The organism is Noviherbaspirillum phoenicis (assembly GCF_047237965.1).
Classification (GTDB): domain Bacteria; phylum Pseudomonadota; class Gammaproteobacteria; order Burkholderiales; family Burkholderiaceae_D; genus Noviherbaspirillum_A.
This window is the reverse complement of sequence record NZ_JBDFLX010000003.1, coordinates 468,177-486,435: the sequence shown is the minus strand read 5'-3', so window position 1 is coordinate 486,435 and position 18,259 is coordinate 468,177. Positions and strand designations below refer to the sequence as shown.

Below are 18,259 nucleotides of genomic sequence, written 5' to 3'. Positions count from 1 at the left end.
CCGGTTTTCTTTTGCCCCGCATGCCGCCTTGCGACGGCATGGCAATGGTTCAGGGCTCTTCCTGGAACGCTTCCTCGCGCTTGGACTTGATCGACGGCAGCGCCACGATCACCACCAGCGCAGCAGCCGCCAGCAGCAAGCCCAGCGAGATCGGCCGCGTGAAGAACACGCTGAAGTCGCCCCGCGACAGCAGTAGCGAACGGCGGAAGTTCTCTTCCATCATCGGCCCCAGCACGAAGCCCAAGAGCAGCGGCGCACCTTCGCAGCCCAGCTTGATGAACACATAGCCCAGCACGCCGAAGCCCGCCGTCATGAACACGTCGAACACGCTGTTGTTGACCGTGTAGACGCCAATGCAGCAGAACACCAGGATCGCCGGGTACAGGTAGCGGTACGGCACGGTCAGCAGCTTGATCCAGATGCCGATCAGCGGCAGGTTCAAGATCACCAGCATCGCATTGCCCAGCCACATCGACACGATCAGGCCCCAGAACAGGGTCGGGTTGCTGGTCATGACCTGCGGGCCCGGCTGGATGTTGTGGATCGTCATCGCGCCCACCATCAGCGCCATCACCGCATTGGGCGGAATGCCCAGGGTCAAGAGCGGAATGAACGAGGTCTGCGCCGCGGCGTTGTTGGCCGACTCGGGACCGGCCAGGCCTTCGATGGCGCCCTTGCCGAATTCGGCACTGTTCTTGCTGACCTTCTTTTCCATCGTGTAGGCGCCAAACGAGGCCAGCGCCGCGCCGCCGCCCGGCAGAATGCCCAGCATCGAGCCCAGTGCGGTGCCGCGCAGGATAGGGGCCGCCATGCGCTTGAAGTCGTCTTTCGACGGGAACAGGGTGGTGATCTTGTTGGTGAAGACTTCGCGGTGTTCCTTCTGCTCGAGGTTGGTCATCACCTCGGCAAAGCCGAACACGCCCATGGCCACCGCGGCAAAGCTCACGCCGTCGGACAGTTCCGGAATGTCGAAGGCATAGCGCGACACGCCGGTGTTCACATCCGTGCCGATCACGCCGCCCAAGAGGCCCAGCACGATCATGGCGATGGCCTTGATCAGCGAGCCCGAAGCCAGGACGACGGCGCCGATCATGCCCAGCACCATCAGCGAGAAGTACTCGGCCGGGCCGAACTTGAAGGCCACTTCGGCCAGCGGCACCGCGAAGGCGGCCAGCAGCAGCGTGCCGACGCAGCCGGCAAAGAACGAGCCGATGGCGGCGGTCGACAGCGCCACGCCGGCGCGGCCGCGACGGGCCATCTGGTAGCCGTCGATACAGGTCACAACAGACGAGGTTTCACCCGGCAGGTTGACGAGAATGGCGGTGGTGGAGCCGCCGTACTGGGCGCCGTAGTAGATGCCGGCCAGCATGATCAGGCCGCCCAGCGGGGGCAGCGCATAGGTGGCCGGCAGCAGCATGGCGATGGTGGCGATCGGGCCCAGGCCCGGCAGCACGCCGATCAGGGTGCCGATGAGGGCGCCGATGAAGCAGTAGGCCAGGTTCATCGGCAGGCTCATGGTCAGGCCGAAGACCGAGAACGGCTCCAGGGCCAGCACCGCGCCGAAGCCGGTAGAGAGGTTGGCAATCAGGGTTTCCATGTGTGCTCCTTAGGCGCCGAGGAAAGTGGGCCAGAGCGGAAACTGCAGACTCAGGGCATAGACGAAGACGAACAGGCACAGCAGGACCAGCACGACGGTGTTGATCAGTGCGGCGCGCCAGCCGAACTCATGGCTGGCATAGCTCGATACCAGCACCACGGTGACGAGGGAAATGATCAGTCCCAGGCGCGGCAGGAACAGGCCGAAGAGCACGACCGAGCCGAGGATGAGGACGATGGTGGACCAGGAAAAGCGGTCGACCTTTTGCGTTTCAGCCTTGGAGGAAAGCGCCATCAGGGCGATGACGGCGCCCATGATGACGAGGATGACGCCGAGTACGGTGGGGAAGTAGCCGGGGCCCATACGGGCGGCCGAGCCGAAGGTGTAACGGGTACCAAACCCGGCGAAGAAAAGGCCGAAGGCGGCAAACATCACCCCCGACCAGAAGTCCTTCTGGTTCCTGATTAACATGCTGCAAAGTCTCCTGTGTTCTTCTTTGCCCTCGATCCCGCAAGGGACAGCGCCGATGCATTGCCCGCTCCGCGGGACCATCCGACAGCATTGGCCATCAGCGCGGTAAGGGCAAGGGAAAGATTGTCAATTCGTGGAAGGTGACAATCTTTCCCTTTCAACGCTGCTTATTCCACTTCGATCTTGCCGGTCTCGATCACAGTGCGCCACCGTCCCAGTTCCTGCGCCTGGAACTTGACGAATTCCTCGCTGGAATTGGCGACCACTTCGAAGCCCTGCTCGGTCAGCTTGGCTTTCAGTTCCGGATCGTTCAGCGCGCCGACGATGGCGTCATGCAGCTTCGTCTTTACATTGACGGGCAAGCCCTTCGGCGCGGCAACCGCCTGCCAGGAGTACACGTCCACGTTTTTCACGCCGGCTTCGGCCAGCGTAGGCACTTGCGGCAGGGCTGCGGCGCGTTTGTCGCCGGTTACAGCCAGGGCCTTCAGCTTGCCTGCCTTGATATGGTTCAGCACCACGTTGATGTTCTGGAAGGACACATCGGCATGGCCGCCGAGCAGGTCGGTAATGGCCGGGGCGCCACCCTTGTAGGGCACATGGATGCCGTTGGTCTTGGTCTGCTGCCAGAACAGCGCCGCGGTCAGGTGGTCGGAGCTACCGGCGCCGGACGATGCAAAGGTGACTTTCTCCGGATTCTTCTTCAGGTAGGCGATCAGTTCCGCGACATTGTTCGGCGCAAAGCTCGGCGGCGCGACCAGGACGTTTGGCGCGCGCACCGCCACTGTCAGCAGATCGAAATCCTTGGACGGATCGTAAGGCAGCGACTTCTGCAGCACCGGATTGACTGCATACACGCCGATCGACGCCACCATGATGGTGTAGCCATCAGGCGCGGCACGCTTCAACATGCCGGCGCCGATCGCACCGGTCGCACCCGGGCGGTTCTCCACCACGAATGGCTGACCCAGTTTCTGGGTGATCTTCGGGCCAATCGCGCGGGCTATGGCGTCGGTCGATCCACCGGGTGGAAACGGCACGATGGCCGTGATCGGCTTTTCCGGGTACTCGGCGTAAGCGGCGCCGGACAGGGCCATGCCCATCAGCAGCGTGGATAAAAACTTCTTCATTGCTTAGTCTCCTCGTGGATTGCATTGCAGGCGTCGACACCGCAATCGACCAGCTCTTGCGGCGCGAAGGCCCGATTAAACTCCTAATATATTAGTGTGTCAATATTTCATTGGCCTGGGTGAGGTGGCGAGATGCATTGCATTTCTTCAATCTGGGCAAGGGAAATCCGGCTTCGTTAAAGACAGGCTTCAAGGTCTTGCGTTACGTTTGGCCTGACGTCCTGGGCAGCGCAAGGCCGGGCGGGGCCTTGCTTTCCAGTCAGGCTTATCCCACCGCTCTTTCACGTCGCTGTCATAACGCGCCGCTGGCATGGCTGCTCTTTCAGCACAGGAGCAAACATGGACTCGTTATTGTCGCGACGTCGTTTCTCGACTGCGGCCGGCACGCTGGCCGGCGCCTCGGCCCTGAACACCTCGCTTCCCGCGATGGCGCACGCAGCGCGCATGACAGGCTTTCCCAGGATCGGACCGAGCGATGCCGAACGGTTCCAGTTGCCATCGGGGATGCAGCTCGGCGATGTCATGGAGGGCAGGGCGATCATATGGGCGCGCAGCGACCGCAATGCCTGTATGACCGTAAAGGTCGATACCACCGAACGGTTCCGGCATGGGCGCCGCAGCGTCGGTCCGTGGGCAACGGCCGAGACCGATTACACCACCCGTATCGACCTCGCCGGCGTGCTCCCTGGCCGAAACGGTCTTTGTCCGCGTTGCGTATGTCGACCCGCATAACAAGCGGATAAGGATTCGTGGCCGGCCCCATCCATGCCGGCTCCTCCGGCCCCAACAAGCTGGACCAGACCTTCGGGCCGACCGCGGTGTTCCAGAAAGGCCCGCATGCGCAGGGAGCTTCGCCCTTCGCCGGCCGGTCCGGCGGCGTTCTGCCGTCCTCATTCAGGCAGGCGCTCGAAGGTTTCCTTGAGCAGCTTGCGCAGCCAGATGTTGGCGGCATCGTGATGGTAGCGGGGATGCCAGTGCTGCTTGATGGCGAAGTTCGGCAGCTTGATCGGCGTCTCCACCATGCGCACTGCCTTGTAGCTTTCGAAGGTTCTCCCCAGCTCGCGCGGCACGGTGGAGACCAGGTCGGGATTGCGCTCGATGATCAATGGCACCGTCAGGAAGTGAGGCGTGCTGAGGTAGATCTTCCGCCGCGGGCCGTAATTGTCGATCACGCTGTCGTAGCTCTCCTCGGTCTTGCCCGAGAGCGTCACCACCACGTGCTCCAGCTCGAAAAACTGTTTCACCGTCAGGGTCGCACCGATGCTCCTGTTCTTGCGGTTGGCGATGGTGACGAATGAGCGGGTGAACAGCTGCTGCTGAAACAGGCCCTCTGGCATCGAGTGCAGCGAGCCGACCGCGAGATCAATGTCGCCGGATTCGAGCGCGGAAAAAATCTGCCTGGGAGGGATCTGTATGGTTCGCAGCGTGCAGTGCGGCGCAATCTTGCGCATGCGCTCGATCAGCATCGGCAGAAAAACCAGCTCACCCATATCCGTCATGCACAGGCTGAAGCGCCGGTTCGACTCCGCCGCGTCGAAGCCGGCCTGGGTCAGCAGGTCGGTGCGGATCGTGCCCATCACAGCCAGCACGGTCTGCGTCAGTTCCAGCGCACGCGGCGTGGGCTGCATGCCATCGCCGGTCTTGATGAACAGCGGATCGGCAAAGAAGGTGCGCAGGCGGCGCAGCGCATGGCTGATCGCGCTCTGCGATATGCCCAGCTGCTCGGCGGCGCGGGTGGCATTGCGCTCCCGCAGCAAGGCATCGAACACGGCGATGAGGTTCAGGTCGAAGCGGGCGTCATGAATGTTCTTCATAAAGGTAATGAGCGTACCGTCATTTACAGGATTCAGGCGCGACCCTACCATGCCCTTCCGTTACACCGCAAAAGATTTAAACCGGCAAGCGCTTCTTACACCGTGCAGACCGCCGGCATGCGCATCGGGGCGCGCACAAGGACCGGCCGCCGCATGCCGCCTGATCCATAACATTGATAACTGGAGACACCCATGAAACAACCCTCAGCTTTCCGGCGCACCCTGGTCAAGGCGGCGCTTTCCCTGGCGGTCGCTGCGCCCGCCATCGCTCTCGCGCAGGGCAGGCCGATCGAATGGGTGGTCGGCTACGCTGCCGGCGGCGGCTCGGACGTCGTGGCCCGTGCAGTGGCAGCCCAGATGACGCAGTCGCTGGGCCGGACCATCGTCATCAACAACAAGCCTGGCGCCGCAACCAACATCGCGGCCGGCTATGTCGCCCAGTCGAAGGACATCGGCAACGTGATGCTGACGGCCGACTTTGCCACGCTGGCGGCCAACCATGCAATGTTCAGCAAGCTGCCCTACGACCCGCAGAAGGACTTCAAGGCGGTTGGACTGCTGGCGCGCTTCCCGCTGTTCCTGGTGGTTGGCCCGAATGTGCCTGCGAAGAATTTCAAGGAATTCCAGGAGTGGCTCAAGGCCAATCCGGGCAATGCCAGCTATGCATCGGCCGGTGTCGGCAGCCCACATCACCTGGCAGCCGAACTGCTGCGCGAGCGCACCGGGCTGAAGATGCAGCATGTGGCCTATCGCGGCGCAGCGCCTGCGGTGCAGGACCTGATCGGCGGCCAGGTGCCGTTCGGCATGTTGGACAGCGCCAGCGTGCAGCAATACCTGACCAGCGGCAAGCTGCGCGCCATCGGCGTGGCCAGCGCGAAACGCCTTGCCGCCTTCCCCGATGTGCCGACCTTCGAAGAGCAGGGCGTGCCGGGCTATGAAGCCTATGCCTGGCAGGGCCTGGTGGTGCCGGCGGCCACGCCGGCCACTACGGTGGCCGAGCTGGCCAAGGCATTGCAGGCGGCGCTGGTATCGGCGCCGGTGAAGGAGCGCTTCCAGGCGCTGTCGCTGGAAGCGTTGCCCGGCACGCCGGAACAGATGGAAGCCTATGTCGGCAGCGAGCGCGAGCGCTGGGGCAAGGTGATCCGGGCAAACAACATCCGCGCCGACTGACAGGCCCTTCGCATTGCCTAAGCGGGTCGCCCATCGAGGCCTGCGGCAAGCAGCCAGACGCCATGCGGAGCGAGCAGCTCCTTCAATCCAGTTGAAAACCGAGGACTTACCATGACCGAAAAGAAATTCGCTTCCCAGGCTGACCTGGAAGAAAAGAAGACCAGCTTCATCAAGCTTTCCGACAATGCCTATGCCTACACCGCGGAAGGCGACCCGAACTCGGGCGTCATCATCGGCGACGATGGCGTGATGGTGATCGACACCACCGCCACGCCGATCATGGCGCAGTCGCTGATTAGGCATATCCGCGAAGTGACCGACCTGCCGATCAAGTATGTGGTGCTGTCGCACTACCATGCAGTACGGGTGCTGGGCGCATCCGCCTACTTTGCCGAAGGCGCGCAGCAGATCATCGCTTCCCGTGGCACCTACGAGATGATCGCCGAGCGCGGCGAGCAGGACATGAAGTCCGAGATCGAGCGCTTCCCGCGCCTGTTCGCCGGCGTGGAGTCGGTGCCCGGCCTGTCCTGGCCGACCATGGTCTTCGACAAGGAAATGACGATCTTCATGGGCAAGCTGGAAGTCAGGCTGATGCACATCGGCATGGGCCACACCAAGGGCGACACCATCGCCTGGCTGCCCTCCCAAAAGATCTGCTTCTCCGGCGACCTGGTCGAATACGATGCGGCCGCCTACACCGGCGACGCCCAGCTGGAAGAATGGCCGGCCACGCTGGAAGCCCTGCGTGCGCTTGGCGCGGAGAAGCTGGTTCCCGGCCGCGGTCCGGCGCTGATGAATCCGCAGGAAGTCAGTGCAGGCATCGACTATACGAAGGACTTCGTGACCACGCTGCTGCAATGCGCGAAGGAAGCCGTCGCCGGCGGCAAGTCGCTGAAGGATGCGATGGCCCATACCCGCAGCAGGATGGATCCCAAGTTTGGCCACGTGTTCATCTACGAGCACTGCCTGCCGTTCGACGTGACCCGAGCGGTGGACGAGGCAAGCGGCATCAAGCATCCGCGCATCTGGACCGCCGAGCGCGACAAGGAAATGTGGTTTTCACTGCAGAACTGAAGCACAAGCTTCTTGCCGGGCACAGGCGCAGCAAGCGCTGCGCTGCCCGCAGGCCGCTGGACTTCGGGCCCGAAAGCGGATTACCTCCTTCATGATGGAGCAGCAAGATGGACAAGGATTATCAAAAGATAGCGTATGAGTACAGGCGTTCCACCGACCAGGACGCCGCCACGCCGGTGCGCCGGCCCGTGGTCGTGGTCGGCGCGGGGCCGGTAGGTCTTGCCACCGCCATCGATCTCGCGCAGCAGGACATTCCCGTGGTCATTCTCGATGACGACTGCACGCTGTCGGTGGGATCGCGCGCGATCTGCTTTGCCAAGCGCACCCTGGAGATCCTGGACCGTCTTGGTTGCGGCGAGCGCGCAGTGGAAAAGGGCGTGTCGTGGAACCTCGGGAAGATCTTCTTCCATGAAAAGATGGTGTATGAATTTAACCTGCTCCCGGAGACGGGGCATCGCCGGCCCGCCTTCATCAATCTGCAGCAGTACTACCTGGAAGGCTATCTGTTCGAACGCGCCGGCGAACTGCCGCTGATTGACGTGCGCTGGAAGAACAAGGTCACCGCCGTTACCCAGAACAAGGATTGCGTCGAACTCACGGTTGAGACGCCGGACGGCCAGTACACGCTGGAATGCGACTACCTGGTTGCCGCCGATGGCTCGCGCAGCCCGGTGCGCGGTTTCTGCGGCCTGGAAAGCAAGGGCCAGACCTTCCGCGACCGCTTCCTGATTGCGGACGTGAAGATGAAGGCCGACTTCCCGTCGGAACGCTGGTTCTGGTTCGACCCGCCATTCCATCCCAACCAGTCGGTGCTGCTGCACCGGCAGCCGGACAATGTGTGGCGCATCGACTTCCAGCTTGGCTGGGACGCCGATCCGATCGCCGAGAAGCAGCCCGAGAAGGTCATCCCGCGCATCAAGGCCCTGCTGGGCGAGGACGCGGACTTCGAACTCGAATGGGTCAGCATCTACACCTTCTCCTGCCTGCGCATGGACAAGTTCCGGCACGGACGGATCTTCTTCGCCGGCGACTCGGCGCATGGCGTGTCTCCCTTCGGCGCCCGCGGCGCCAACAGCGGCGTGCAGGATGCGGAAAACCTGGCCTGGAAACTCAAGCTGGTGATCGATGGCAAGGCGCCGGATGCATTGCTCGACACTTATGGCCAGGAACGCGAATACGCGGCGGACGAGAACCTGCTCAACTCCACCCGTGCGACCGACTTCATCACGCCCAAGAGCGAGGTCAGCCGCTGCTTCAGGGATGCGACGCTGCGGCTCGCCAGGGAATACGACTTTGCCCGGCGGCTGGTTAACAGCGGCCGCCTGTCCCGGCCTTCCACGCTGGCAGGCAGCGCGCTCAATACGCCTGACCAGGACGCGTTCAGCGGCAACATGGTCCCCGGCGCGCCGCTGGAAGATGCGCCCGTGACACTGAATGGCCAGGCAAGCTGGCTGACCGCGCTCACCGGCAACGCCTTCACCGGCATCTATTTCCATGACGGCGCCCTGAACGCGGAAGCCATCCTGAGCCGGCTTCAGTCGCTGGCGAGCGGCCCGGTGGCAGTCAAGCCGCTGGTCGTCATACCGCACGGCGCGACAGCGCCCGACATACCCGGCATCACGGTGCTGCAGGACAGCGAAGGCCTGCTGGCGCAGCGCTACGACATGCAGCCAGGCAGCTTCTACCTGGTGCGGCCCGACCAGCATGTCTGCGCGCGCTGGCGCGCCCTGGATACGGCAGCAGTCCAGGAGGCGCTGCTGAGGGCGACACAGAACCGTCTCGACATACCTTCGACAACAGCGAGGACAGCATGCGCAGCCTAGAACTCAATACCACCGCCAACATCGCGGCGCCGGACGACTTTTACGAGCGGCTGATCGGCATGCACCGCGACCTGTCGCCGGCACAGAGCAATGCGGCGAACGCCGCGCTGATCCTGCTGCTGGCCAACCATATCGGCAACGTCGGCGTGCTGGAGCAGGCGATGGCGATTGCCAGGCAGGATGCCCTGCAGGCTGCGTGAGACGTGCCGGATGGCGTGCGCACTCAAAAGCCTGTTTCCGGATCGGCTTCACGGGCCGGACACACGCTAATGGGTGCGCCCCCTGCCGCTGCCGCCCGTTGTCCTGGCGGTATTCTCCACGGCATTGTTGACGATATGCTCGGCATTTTCCTCTAGCGTATGCGCCGCCTGCTCGGCGGTTTTCACGACCTGCTCATAGCCGGAATTGGCCGTGGTCATCACCGCTTTGGTCAGCGCGGCGACGTTTGCCGACCCGGCCGGCAGATTTCTGGATGCCTGGTCGATCAGGCTGCAGAGGCGATTGGTCATGTCAGACACTTCGGATTGCGTGGAACGGGCAATCTCGGTGCAGGCGTCGGCCGCAATGCTGGTCAGATGATGGCCATAGGCGACTGCCTTGGTCGATGTTGCCTGAGGCAGCGCGGCAAGGATCAGCTGCAGGTCGCTGGTCGACTGCGAGGCGAGGACTTGGTTGGCAAGGGTGGCGTTTTCCTCCACAGAGGTGCGTGCCGCATTCATGTTGAGCTCGATCACCTTTTCGGTGCTGGCCAGGCCGCATGCGGTCATGGCGGTAAAGAGCTTGATCTGGCTTTCCAGATTCTGGCGGACCAGCTCCTGCATGCTGACAGTGCCCGCCGCTGGCGTCTGTACGAACCGCACGTTTGGGGCCGAAGCCGCTGCAGCCGCAGCGGTGGCAGCGGCGTCATTTCCGAATCCGCTCAGGAACGGATTGGATGGAAAGCCGAACGGACGGAACATGCCTGAAAAGAAATCATTGGTGGGTGACATCGCTATTCCTTCACGCTAACTAAGAGGGACTTCATGCGGTCCAGGAGCGGCGAAGTATAGTCACCACCATCCTGAATTCATTGAGCCGGATCAGATGGCTTCACATGCGGCGGATGATGTCGACAGCGTTGTCATGCGTATCGTACATGACCGTCACCGTCTCGGAAGCTTAAAAAAAAGCCCGCCGGAATCGTCGCGGCGGGCTTGAATCCAATCCTTGAGGAATGGAGGAGACAGTTCGCATGGTAAGCCTAAGGGGCGTAAGAGAAAAGTCGGTGAAACGCTTCAAGCGCTGTAGGATTTTCCTGTCATTTGCAGTCTCTTCCGATTTGCAGAAAAGCATCGTCCCTTGAACGTGGAAGTATTTGCTGCCAGGCAAAGCATGGGGAAGGGACGCTTGTCGTCATCAACGCACATGGGCGGACGCTGGCTCACGAGCCTACGGCGCTTGCGGCAATATTGACTGACAGCCCGAGAATGGCTGCATTGAAGAAGAAGGACAGCACAGACTGCGCCAGCACCGCCTTGCGTGCCGGCCGCGACATCACGGCTACGTCGGACGTCTGCGCCGCCGCGGCGATGGTGAAGGAGAAGTACAGAAAGTCCCAGTAGTTCGGCTCCGTCTCGCGGTCGGGAAAGGCGAGTGCCCGCGCTTCGCCTGGCGATGTATAGAACAGCACCGCGTAGTGGAACGTGAACATGGTTCCCACCAGCCCCCAGGAGCTGATCACCGTGGAAGCGGTGAGCAGGTAATGGAAAACCCGCTGGCTCAGCGACAGGTGCCGCGCCGTGCTGAGCTCGAACACAATGGCCACGATGCTGATCACCGCTGCGGCCGACATGATGGCCAGCACCGCGAAGGCGGTCTGGTCTTCCCGCACGGCGATGGCCCGCACCTCGTGGTGGCTGGCGCGGATCATCAGCCATCCCACCAGCAGCATGTAAGACCATGTCACGACATTCCAGCCGATCAGAATGCGGGCCACGTAGCCAGCCTGCAACGGCAGCAGATAGGCTGCAGCGATGCCAAGCGAAAATGCGATGGATAGGCGCGGGCGGGAACGGATCAGGCGGCGCAGGAGTTGCATCGTTGAGGGCGGTCGAAGGGCTGGTTGGCTGTTACTGTGGCAGTGGAAAGATTTGTTGACGGTATGGTAGCGCACTGTGACGCACGGGACGCCGTCATACTGTGGTGCTTATTGCCGGTCACTCCGAACCAATGCCTTCCGTACAGCGCATCCAGAATGCCGTCTTCACACTGGTCATCGTCGCATTGACCGCATGGATTGCGCGGCCATTCTTCGTGTCGCTGCTGTGGGCCGCGATTCTGGCCATCGCTTCCTGGCCGCTGCATCGGCGCATCCGCGCCCATACCGGGAACCGGCGCACGGCGGCGGCACTGCTGAGCACCTTGCTGGTCACCGCGGTGTTCCTGCTGCCTGCACTGTGGGCGCTGGCCGAGGCTGCGCAGCAGGCGCCGGCGCTGGCCCGCCTGCTCACCGACGCCAGCGCGCACGGCATCGAGGCGCCGCCTGTGCTGGCGCGCATTCCCTTTGCCGGACCCTACCTGCACAGCTGGTGGGTGGCCACCCTGGCGCAGCCGCATGGACTGGCGCACCTGCTCTCCGGCGGCCAGCCGGGCAGGCTGCTGCTCGCCGGCGAGACGGCAAAGCAGTTGGGCGGCCAGCTGATCCACCGCCTGGTCGAATTCGGCTTTGCGCTGCTGTCGCTGTTTTTCCTCTACAGGGACGGACCTGGGCTGTACCAGCAATTCAATGTGATCGCCCAGCGCTGGCTGGGCGCGGCGCGCTGGCATCGGTATGCGGGCAGCATTCCACATTCCATACGGGCCACGGTGAACGGCCTGGTGCTGGTAGGCATCGGGGAGGGCGTGCTGATCGGCATCGCTTACCTGATTGCCGGCCTGCCATCGGCTGCCACCTGGGGCGCATTGACCGCGGTGCTGGCCGTGATCCCGTTCGGCGCGCCGCTGGCCTTCCTGTCCGCTGCTGCGCTGCTGTTCGTGAGCGGCCATGTGGCCGGTGCAGTCGGGGTCGCCGCCTGGGGCATGGTCGTGGTATTCGTGGCCGACCATTTCATCCGTCCCCGGCTGATCGGCGATGCCACGCGCATGCCTTTCCTGGCGGTGCTGTTCGGCATTCTGGGCGGCCTCGAAGCCATGGGGCTGATCGGCCTGTTCATTGGCCCGGTGATCATGATGCTGTTCGTCACCCTCTGGCGAGAGCCGCAGCGCACGCTGGACAGCGGACAGCTGGCCGACGCGCAAGAAAAGGCGCGCAGCGACCTTGCCTGATTCCATCGGATAGCAGGCAGCACCGCGTCCTACCGGCTTTCAACCGTTTTCTCATTCACGGAACAGCGCGTGCGCGAACTCCCGGAAGAGCGCCGCCGCAGGCAATTCGCTGCGCCCACTCAGGGTGACCAGAGCGTACCGTCCAACGCGTTCCGCATGCGGCTGGACATGCATCTCGGTAATGCGGCCTTCCTCGATGCGGGACCTGGCGCAGCGGAAGATGCCAAAGAACACCGCCTCGGTGGCTTCGACGATGTCCAGCAGGCCATGGATGTCTTCGCTATTGATGGTCATCAGCTGCTCGGGGTCGGCTTCCGGCCCCAGCTGGAGCACCAGGTCCCGGCCGATTTCCCGGCTCAGGGGCGTGGACATCACCGGGAACTGGCGCAGCATCGAGAGCGTGATGTCTGGCTGGTCGAGCAGGGGATGGCCGGATCGGCAAAGGAAGCCGCCGCGCAATGGCGCAAGCGGGTCGATCCGCAGATCCGCCGCTACCGCAAGTGCGCGCAGGTCGACCGCAATGATGTCCACCGCTTCGCTGCGCAGCGCCTGTGTGAGCAACTCAACCGAGCCGCGCGCGACATTGACCTGCACTTTCGGATGCCGGGCCGCCATCTGGCTCAGGAAGGGCGTCATCAGGATGGCCGCGGCGGTCGGACCGAAGCCGATCCGTATCGTCCCCAGGTCGCCCTGCCTCATCAGCGTGACGCCACGCCGCAATTCGGCCGTCTCCGACAGGATGCGCCGTGCGCTCTGCACCACCTGGCTGCCGTAGGCCGTCAATGTGCTGCGCTTTCCAATCCGGTCGACCAGCCTGACGCCCAGATCCTCCTCAAGCGCCTGCAGGCTGCGGCTCAGCGCCGGCTGTGTCAGGTGCAGAGCATCGGCCGCCTTGCGGAACGACTGGTGTTCCGCCAGCGCGACCAGGTAGCGCAGGTGATGCAGATCCATCGATTACCTCTTGTAATCATTTTCGGTAAAATAATGCATTGGACGCATAGTAACGCATCTCGTATCGTTGTCGCATCAAGGCTCGGCTCGCTGCTGGCAGCCATTAACGACAACGACAATCACGGAGACACACGAGATGCGCATCAAACCCCTGCTACTTATCCTGGCATGCTCCTTTCCTGGAGCCGTCACGCCCGTCCATGCCGTCGAAAGCGGGTTGCTGAAGGAAATCCAGTCCCGCGCGGCGGCCATGGAAGCCAGGACGATTGCCTGGCGGCGCGACATACATCAGCATCCCGAACTGTCGAATCAGGAGCACCGCACCGCCGCGCTGGTCGCCGAGCACCTGCAGAAGCTGGGCCTGGACGTGCGTACCGGTGTCGGCGGCACGGGCGTCGTTGGGGTGCTGAAAGGAAGCAAGCCCGGCAAGGTGCTGGCGCTGCGCGCCGACATGGATGCGCTGCCGGTCAGGGAAACCGTGGACCTGCCGTTCGCATCCAGGGCCAAGGGCCGCCACATGGGCAAGGAAGTGGACGTGATGCATGCCTGCGGCCACGACGGACACACCGCCATCCTGATGGCCACCGCGGAAGTACTGGCGGGCATGCGGGATCAGCTGCCAGGCACGGTCAAGTTCATTTTCCAGCCGGCCGAGGAGGGCGCGTCCGAGGCGCCGAAGCATGAGGGCGAGCACATCGGCGCGCGCGCCATGGTCGATGCGGGCGTGCTGGAAAATCCCAAGGTCGACGCCGTGTTCGGCCTGCACCTGATGCCGGGCTTCCATGTGGGCACCGTGGCTTACCGGCCCGGCGCCATCCTTGCGTCGGGCGACACCTTCGAGATGACGGTCACCGGCAAGCAGACCCATGGCGGCTTCCCGTGGAATGGGGTCGACCCGATCGTCACGGCCTCGCAGATAGTGCTGGGAATGCAGACCATCGTGAGCCGCCAGCTCGACCTGTCGAAGGAGCCTGCGGTGGTGTCGATCGGCATGATCCAGGGCGGTAACCGGGAAAACATCATTCCGGAGAAGGTCGAGCTGCGCGGGACGGTCAGGGCCTTCGACAACGCGATGCGTGCCGACATCCAGAAGCGCATGCGCACCACCGCGCAAGCCATTGCCCAGGCCAGCGGCGCAAAGGCGGAACTGCGGTTCCAGGATCCCGGCTATGCGGCAACGATCAATGATGAAAGGCTGACGGCGAGAATGCTGCCCACGCTGGCGCAGGCCACGCAGGGACGCGCGGTGCTGGCGTCCAAGCTGAGCGCATCGGAAGACTTTTCCGAGTACCAGAGCAAGGTGCCCGGCATGTTCTTCTTCCTGGGCGCCACCGATCCGAAGAAGGACACGGCCAGCGCCGCGCCCAATCATTCGCCGTCCTTTGCGATCGATGAGGCAGCGCTGACGGTGGGCGTGCGCACGATGGCGGCGCTGACGCTGGACTATCTGAACGGCGACTGAACACCCCGGCCCCTGCGAGGCTAGGCTTCGAGAGACTCCTGGGTATGCGGCACGCCTTCCGATCGGTATAGCTCGTAGATCAGCGCCAGCATCGATTTGAGGTCCTCGGACTTGTCGAGGGCGCGCAGGCTCATGATGATGGGCGAGCTCAGGCGAGGCTCGTCCATTTCCTTGTAGCAGACATCATTGCGGCGCAGTCCGAGCACGCTTTTCGGTACCACCGTGACGCCCATGCCGGCTGCCACCAGTCCCAGCGCAACCTGCAGCTCCCGAACCTCCAGGGTATCGGCCGGCTCCAGCCCGCGGTCATGGAAAGCGGCCAGGATCTGGTCGGCAAAGCTCGGCCGCGGCGCCTTGGGAAACACGATCATCTTGTCATTGACGAGTTCACGCAGGTACAGGCCGCGGTCCAGGTAGCTCAGCGGATGGCCCATCGGCAGCGCCGCCACCAGCGCTTCCTCGCGCAGCAGGATGCGCCGGATGTTCGGGTCTTCATGCCGGATGCGGCCGATGCCGACGTCGATCTGGCCCTGCTTCAGGGCGGCGATCTGCTCCATCGTCGTCATTTCCTGGAGCGTCACTTCCGTGGTCGGGTGCGCCGCCTTGAATCGGCGCACGACCTCTGGCAGAAAGCCAAAAAGCGTGGAGCCGACGAAACCGATGGAAAATTTCCGCTCGATATTGCCGATGCGGCGCGTCATTGAAATGACTTCCGCGCCCTGCGCCAGCAGCTGCACCGCATGGCCATAGAAAAAGCGGCCGGCTTCGGTCAGCTCAAGCGGCCGGGCGCCACGCACCAGCAATGCCACGCCGATGATTTCCTCGAGCTGCTGGATCTGGCGGCTCAATGGCGGCTGGGCGATGTGCAGTCTTTCGGCGGCGCGCGTGAAGTTGCGTTCTTCCGCGACGGCCACGAAATAGCGCAGGTGGCGTAATTCCATGGGAATACCTTTCAGGTATGGAAAGGATACTAAATCAGTGTTGGACGCGCTTATAACGCCTATCTATTCTGCGTATATCAGCAATTCACCGGGTTATACCTGACTACCATGATCCAAGCAATTGAAACCATACTCGCCGACATTCCCACCGTACGCGCCCACAAGCTGTCGGTCGCAACGATGCAGTCGCAAACCCTCGTGCTGGTGCGCATCCGCTGCCAGGATGGCGTGGAGGGATGGGGCGAAGCCACCACGATCGGCGGTCTGAACTACGGCGAGGAAAGCCCGGAAAGCATCAAGGCCAATATCGACACCCATATCGCGCCGCTGCTGGTCGGCATGGACGGCCGCAATGTCGCCGCCTGCATGGCCAGGGTGCGCAAGACCATACAGGGCAACCGCTTTGCCAAGTGCGCGATCGAGACCGCGCTGATGGATGCGCAGGGCAAGCGCCTGGGCGTGCCCGTCAGCGAGCTGCTCGGCGGCCGCCTGCGCGATGCGCTGCCGGTCGCATGGACCCTGGCATCCGGCGACACCAGGAAGGATATTGCGGAAGCGGAGGCGATGCTGGAACAGCGCCGCCACTGCATCTTCAAGCTCAAGATCGGCGCCAAAGGCGTGGCCGAGGATGTGCGCCACGTGCTGGCGATCAAGAAGGCGCTGGGCGACGCGGCCAGCGTGCGGGTGGACGTCAACATGGCCTGGTCCGAACTGGATGCGGTCAACGGCATCGCAGCCCTGGAAGCCGGCGGCATCGATTTGATCGAACAGCCGGTGCAGGCCGAACCGGCCGGCGCGCTCACGAGGCTGTCACGCCGCTTCCGTGTGCCGATGATGGCCGACGAGGCTTTAAAGGGACCGCACAGCGCGCTGGCGCTGGCCAATGATCAGGCCGCGGGCGTGTTTGCGATCAAGATCGCACAGTCCGGCGGCCTGGTGCCGGCCCGGCTGGTGGCCGACATCGCGCAGCTGGCCGGCATCGGCCTGTATGGCGGCACCATGCTCGAAGGCGCGGTCGGCACGGCGGCCTCGGCCCATCTTTTCGCCACCTTCAATGACCTGTCTTTTGGCACCGAGCTGTTCGGCCCCTTGCTGCTGACGCAGGAGATTCTGGCCGAACCGCTGGTCTACCGCGACTTCATGCTGCAGGTGCCATCCGGCCCCGGCCTGGGCATACAGGTCGACATGGACAGGCTTGGCGCATTGCGCCGCCGCTGATCAACCCCACTGGAGAATCCCATCATGCTGTTCCACGTTCGTATGGATGTCCGCCTGCCTCATGACATGCCCGAGGAAAAGGCGGCTGAATTGAAGCGCGTCGAAAAGGCGCGCGCTGAAGAACTGCAACGGGCCGGCACCTGGCGCCACCTGTGGCGCATCGCCGGGCAGTACTCGAACATCAGCATCTTCGATGTCCGGGACAACGATGAATTGCACGCCGTGCTGTCATCCCTGCCGCTGTTTCCCTTCATGCAGATCGATGTCATGGCGCTGTTGCGCCATCCGTCCTCGGTCCGCGCCGACGACCGCTGATTTCCGCTCTTTACCCGGCAGCACACATCTTTATCCATTCCAAGAGGAGAACCACCATGCAACATTCCGACATCGACAAGCTGGTCCAGAACTTCATCGTCGACACCGCCAAGGGCCCGGTCGACACCCGCGTGCAGCAGGTCGTGGTGCGCCTGATCGGCGACCTGTTCAAGGCCATCGAAGACCTCGACCTGCAGCCCAGCGAGGTCTGGAAAGGCATCGAATTCCTTTCCGAAGCCGGCGCCCGCCATGAGCTGGGCCTGCTTGCCCCCGGCCTCGGCCTGGAGCGTTTCCTTGACATCCGCGCCGACGAAGCCGAAGCCCGCGCCGGCCTGACCGGCGGCACGCCGCGCACCATCGAAGGCCCGCTCTACGTGGCCGGGGCGCCGGTGTCGCACGGCTTTGCGCGCCTCGACGACGGCACCGAGGAAAAGGATGCCGAGCCGCTGTTCATGCAGGGCACGGTCTATGGCGCCGATGGCAAGCCGGTGCCGAATGCCATGGTGGAAGTCTGGCATGCGAACCTGATGGGTAACTACTCCTTCTTCGACAAGAGCCAGTCGCCGTTCAACCTGCGCCGCACCATCGTCACCGATGACAATGGCCGCTACCAGTTCCGCAGCATCGTGCCGATGGGCTATGGCTGCCCGCCGGACGGCTCCACCCAGCAGCTGCTCGACAAGCTGGGCCGCCATGGCCGCCGCCCTGCGCACATCCACTTCTTCGTGACCGCATCCGGCCACCGCAAGCTGACCACCCAGATCAATATCGATGGCGACCAGTACCTGTGGGACGACTTCGCCTTCGCCAGCCGCGAAGGCCTGGTGCCGGCCGTGACGCATGTCACCGATCAGAAGGAAATCAATCGCCGCGAAGTGGACAAGCCGTTTGCCAGCATCGACTTCGATTTCCGCCTGCTGGCCGACAAGCCCAATGCGCCGGCCGCCGAAGTGGAACGCAGCCGCGCCGCTGCCTGAGACGCCCTGAGAGACT

The 18,259-nt window shown here is 63.3% G+C and carries 18 protein-coding genes; 10 read left to right on the top strand and 8 right to left on the bottom strand.

The features are described from left to right. Positions 1-49: 49 nt before the first annotated feature. The 3 genes from ABC383_RS24470 to ABC383_RS24460 all read right to left on the bottom strand — a co-directional run bounded on the left by ABC383_RS24470 (position 50) and on the right by ABC383_RS24460 (position 3,195). Positions 50-1,597, bottom strand: coding sequence for a tripartite tricarboxylate transporter permease (locus ABC383_RS24470; RefSeq protein ID WP_413014696.1), 1,548 nt, complete (start codon positions 1,595-1,597; stop codon positions 50-52). 9 nt (positions 1,598-1,606) lie between these two features. Then, a complete protein-coding gene (locus ABC383_RS24465; RefSeq protein ID WP_413014697.1) occupies positions 1,607-2,068 on the bottom strand; it encodes a tripartite tricarboxylate transporter TctB family protein in 462 nt (153 codons plus the stop codon). Positions 2,069-2,235: 167 nt separating this feature from the next. Continuing rightward, positions 2,236-3,195 (bottom strand): Bug family tripartite tricarboxylate transporter substrate binding protein, encoded by a 960-nt coding sequence (locus ABC383_RS24460; protein ID WP_413018084.1) that lies wholly within the window; start codon positions 3,193-3,195, stop codon positions 2,236-2,238. 339 nt (positions 3,196-3,534) lie between these two features. Between ABC383_RS24460 and ABC383_RS24455 the strand changes: the two genes are divergently transcribed. Continuing rightward, on the top strand, positions 3,535-3,927 hold the full coding sequence (locus tag ABC383_RS24455; RefSeq protein WP_413018082.1) for a PhoD-like phosphatase N-terminal domain-containing protein: 393 nt from the start codon (positions 3,535-3,537) through the stop codon (positions 3,925-3,927). Positions 3,928-4,085: 158 nt separating this feature from the next. On the opposite strand, the gene ABC383_RS24450 is transcribed toward ABC383_RS24455, so the two are convergent. Then, complete coding sequence (locus tag ABC383_RS24450; RefSeq protein WP_413018080.1) at positions 4,086-5,009, bottom strand: LysR family transcriptional regulator; 924 nt, start codon at positions 5,007-5,009, stop codon at positions 4,086-4,088. 192 nt (positions 5,010-5,201) lie between these two features. Here ABC383_RS24450 and ABC383_RS24445 point away from each other — a divergent pair, with 192 nt between their 5' ends. From ABC383_RS24445 to ABC383_RS24430, 4 genes are all read left to right on the top strand, one after another. After that, positions 5,202-6,179: a Bug family tripartite tricarboxylate transporter substrate binding protein gene (locus ABC383_RS24445; RefSeq protein WP_413018078.1), complete on the top strand. Its 978-nt coding sequence runs from the start codon at positions 5,202-5,204 to the stop codon at positions 6,177-6,179. 111 nt (positions 6,180-6,290) lie between these two features. After that, entirely contained in the window at positions 6,291-7,253 is a 963-nt protein-coding gene (locus ABC383_RS24440; protein WP_413018076.1) for an MBL fold metallo-hydrolase, read from the top strand. Between the two features lie 107 nt (positions 7,254-7,360). Continuing rightward, positions 7,361-9,076 (top strand): FAD-dependent oxidoreductase, encoded by a 1,716-nt coding sequence (locus ABC383_RS24435; RefSeq protein WP_413018074.1) that lies wholly within the window; start codon positions 7,361-7,363, stop codon positions 9,074-9,076. Next, positions 9,064-9,276, top strand: a complete 213-nt coding sequence (locus ABC383_RS24430) for a DUF2783 domain-containing protein (protein ID WP_413018072.1) — start codon at positions 9,064-9,066, stop codon at positions 9,274-9,276. Before ABC383_RS24435 ends, ABC383_RS24430 begins: the two co-directional genes overlap by 13 nt. Positions 9,277-9,342: 66 nt before the next feature. Here the strand turns inward: ABC383_RS24430 and ABC383_RS24425 are convergent, their stop codons facing one another. Then, complete coding sequence (locus ABC383_RS24425) at positions 9,343-10,065, bottom strand: phasin family protein (RefSeq protein WP_413018070.1); 723 nt, start codon at positions 10,063-10,065, stop codon at positions 9,343-9,345. A 431-nt stretch (positions 10,066-10,496) separates the two neighbouring features. Further along, the gene (locus tag ABC383_RS24420; protein ID WP_413018068.1) at positions 10,497-11,153 is read right to left on the bottom strand and encodes a DUF1345 domain-containing protein; all 657 of its coding nucleotides are present in this window, start codon (positions 11,151-11,153) and stop codon (positions 10,497-10,499) included. A 131-nt stretch (positions 11,154-11,284) separates the two neighbouring features. On the opposite strand from ABC383_RS24420, the gene ABC383_RS24415 reads away from it, so the two are divergent. Next, positions 11,285-12,379, top strand: coding sequence for an AI-2E family transporter (locus ABC383_RS24415; RefSeq protein ID WP_413018067.1), 1,095 nt, complete (start codon positions 11,285-11,287; stop codon positions 12,377-12,379). Positions 12,380-12,430: 51 nt separating this feature from the next. Here ABC383_RS24415 and ABC383_RS24410 read toward each other — a convergent pair whose 3' ends face one another. Next, positions 12,431-13,330 (bottom strand): LysR family transcriptional regulator, encoded by a 900-nt coding sequence (locus ABC383_RS24410; protein ID WP_413018066.1) that lies wholly within the window; start codon positions 13,328-13,330, stop codon positions 12,431-12,433. A gap of 136 nt (positions 13,331-13,466) precedes the next feature. Between ABC383_RS24410 and ABC383_RS24405 the strand changes: the two genes are divergently transcribed. Beyond that, positions 13,467-14,792 (top strand): amidohydrolase, encoded by a 1,326-nt coding sequence (locus tag ABC383_RS24405; RefSeq protein WP_413018064.1) that lies wholly within the window; start codon positions 13,467-13,469, stop codon positions 14,790-14,792. A gap of 20 nt (positions 14,793-14,812) precedes the next feature. Here the strand turns inward: ABC383_RS24405 and ABC383_RS24400 are convergent, their stop codons facing one another. Further along, on the bottom strand, positions 14,813-15,733 hold the full coding sequence (locus ABC383_RS24400) for a LysR family transcriptional regulator (protein WP_413018062.1): 921 nt from the start codon (positions 15,731-15,733) through the stop codon (positions 14,813-14,815). Between the two features lie 108 nt (positions 15,734-15,841). Between ABC383_RS24400 and ABC383_RS24395 the strand changes: the two genes are divergently transcribed. From ABC383_RS24395 to catA, 3 genes are read left to right on the top strand one after another with little or no spacing between them, the layout of a single operon-like run. Continuing rightward, positions 15,842-16,951, top strand: coding sequence for a muconate/chloromuconate family cycloisomerase (locus ABC383_RS24395; RefSeq protein ID WP_413018060.1), 1,110 nt, complete (start codon positions 15,842-15,844; stop codon positions 16,949-16,951). 24 nt (positions 16,952-16,975) lie between these two features. Continuing rightward, complete coding sequence (catC, locus tag ABC383_RS24390; protein WP_413018058.1) at positions 16,976-17,266, top strand: muconolactone Delta-isomerase; 291 nt, start codon at positions 16,976-16,978, stop codon at positions 17,264-17,266. 56 nt (positions 17,267-17,322) lie between these two features. After that, complete coding sequence (catA, locus tag ABC383_RS24385; protein WP_413018056.1) at positions 17,323-18,243, top strand: catechol 1,2-dioxygenase; 921 nt, start codon at positions 17,323-17,325, stop codon at positions 18,241-18,243. The last annotated feature ends 16 nt before the right edge of the window (positions 18,244-18,259 follow it).

Coding starts and splice junctions, on each gene's coding strand:
- ABC383_RS24410 (WP_413018066.1), bottom strand. CDS start 13,330: ATGGATCTGCATCACCTGCGCTACCTGGTCGCGCTGGCGGAACACCAG.
- ABC383_RS24470 (WP_413014696.1), bottom strand. CDS start 1,597: ATGGAAACCCTGATTGCCAACCTCTCTACCGGCTTCGGCGCGGTGCTG.
- ABC383_RS24440 (WP_413018076.1), top strand. CDS start 6,291: ATGACCGAAAAGAAATTCGCTTCCCAGGCTGACCTGGAAGAAAAGAAG.
- ABC383_RS24445 (WP_413018078.1), top strand. CDS start 5,202: ATGAAACAACCCTCAGCTTTCCGGCGCACCCTGGTCAAGGCGGCGCTT.
- ABC383_RS24460 (WP_413018084.1), bottom strand. CDS start 3,195: ATGAAGAAGTTTTTATCCACGCTGCTGATGGGCATGGCCCTGTCCGGC.
- ABC383_RS24465 (WP_413014697.1), bottom strand. CDS start 2,068: ATGTTAATCAGGAACCAGAAGGACTTCTGGTCGGGGGTGATGTTTGCC.
- catA (WP_413018056.1), top strand. CDS start 17,323: ATGCAACATTCCGACATCGACAAGCTGGTCCAGAACTTCATCGTCGAC.
- ABC383_RS24450 (WP_413018080.1), bottom strand. CDS start 5,009: ATGAAGAACATTCATGACGCCCGCTTCGACCTGAACCTCATCGCCGTG.
- ABC383_RS24455 (WP_413018082.1), top strand. CDS start 3,535: ATGGACTCGTTATTGTCGCGACGTCGTTTCTCGACTGCGGCCGGCACG.
- ABC383_RS24415 (WP_413018067.1), top strand. CDS start 11,285: ATGCCTTCCGTACAGCGCATCCAGAATGCCGTCTTCACACTGGTCATC.
- ABC383_RS24420 (WP_413018068.1), bottom strand. CDS start 11,153: ATGCAACTCCTGCGCCGCCTGATCCGTTCCCGCCCGCGCCTATCCATC.
- ABC383_RS24400 (WP_413018062.1), bottom strand. CDS start 15,733: ATGGAATTACGCCACCTGCGCTATTTCGTGGCCGTCGCGGAAGAACGC.
- ABC383_RS24430 (WP_413018072.1), top strand. CDS start 9,064: ATGCGCAGCCTAGAACTCAATACCACCGCCAACATCGCGGCGCCGGAC.
- ABC383_RS24395 (WP_413018060.1), top strand. CDS start 15,842: ATGATCCAAGCAATTGAAACCATACTCGCCGACATTCCCACCGTACGC.
- catC (WP_413018058.1), top strand. CDS start 16,976: ATGCTGTTCCACGTTCGTATGGATGTCCGCCTGCCTCATGACATGCCC.
- ABC383_RS24405 (WP_413018064.1), top strand. CDS start 13,467: ATGCGCATCAAACCCCTGCTACTTATCCTGGCATGCTCCTTTCCTGGA.
- ABC383_RS24425 (WP_413018070.1), bottom strand. CDS start 10,065: ATGTCACCCACCAATGATTTCTTTTCAGGCATGTTCCGTCCGTTCGGC.
- ABC383_RS24435 (WP_413018074.1), top strand. CDS start 7,361: ATGGACAAGGATTATCAAAAGATAGCGTATGAGTACAGGCGTTCCACC.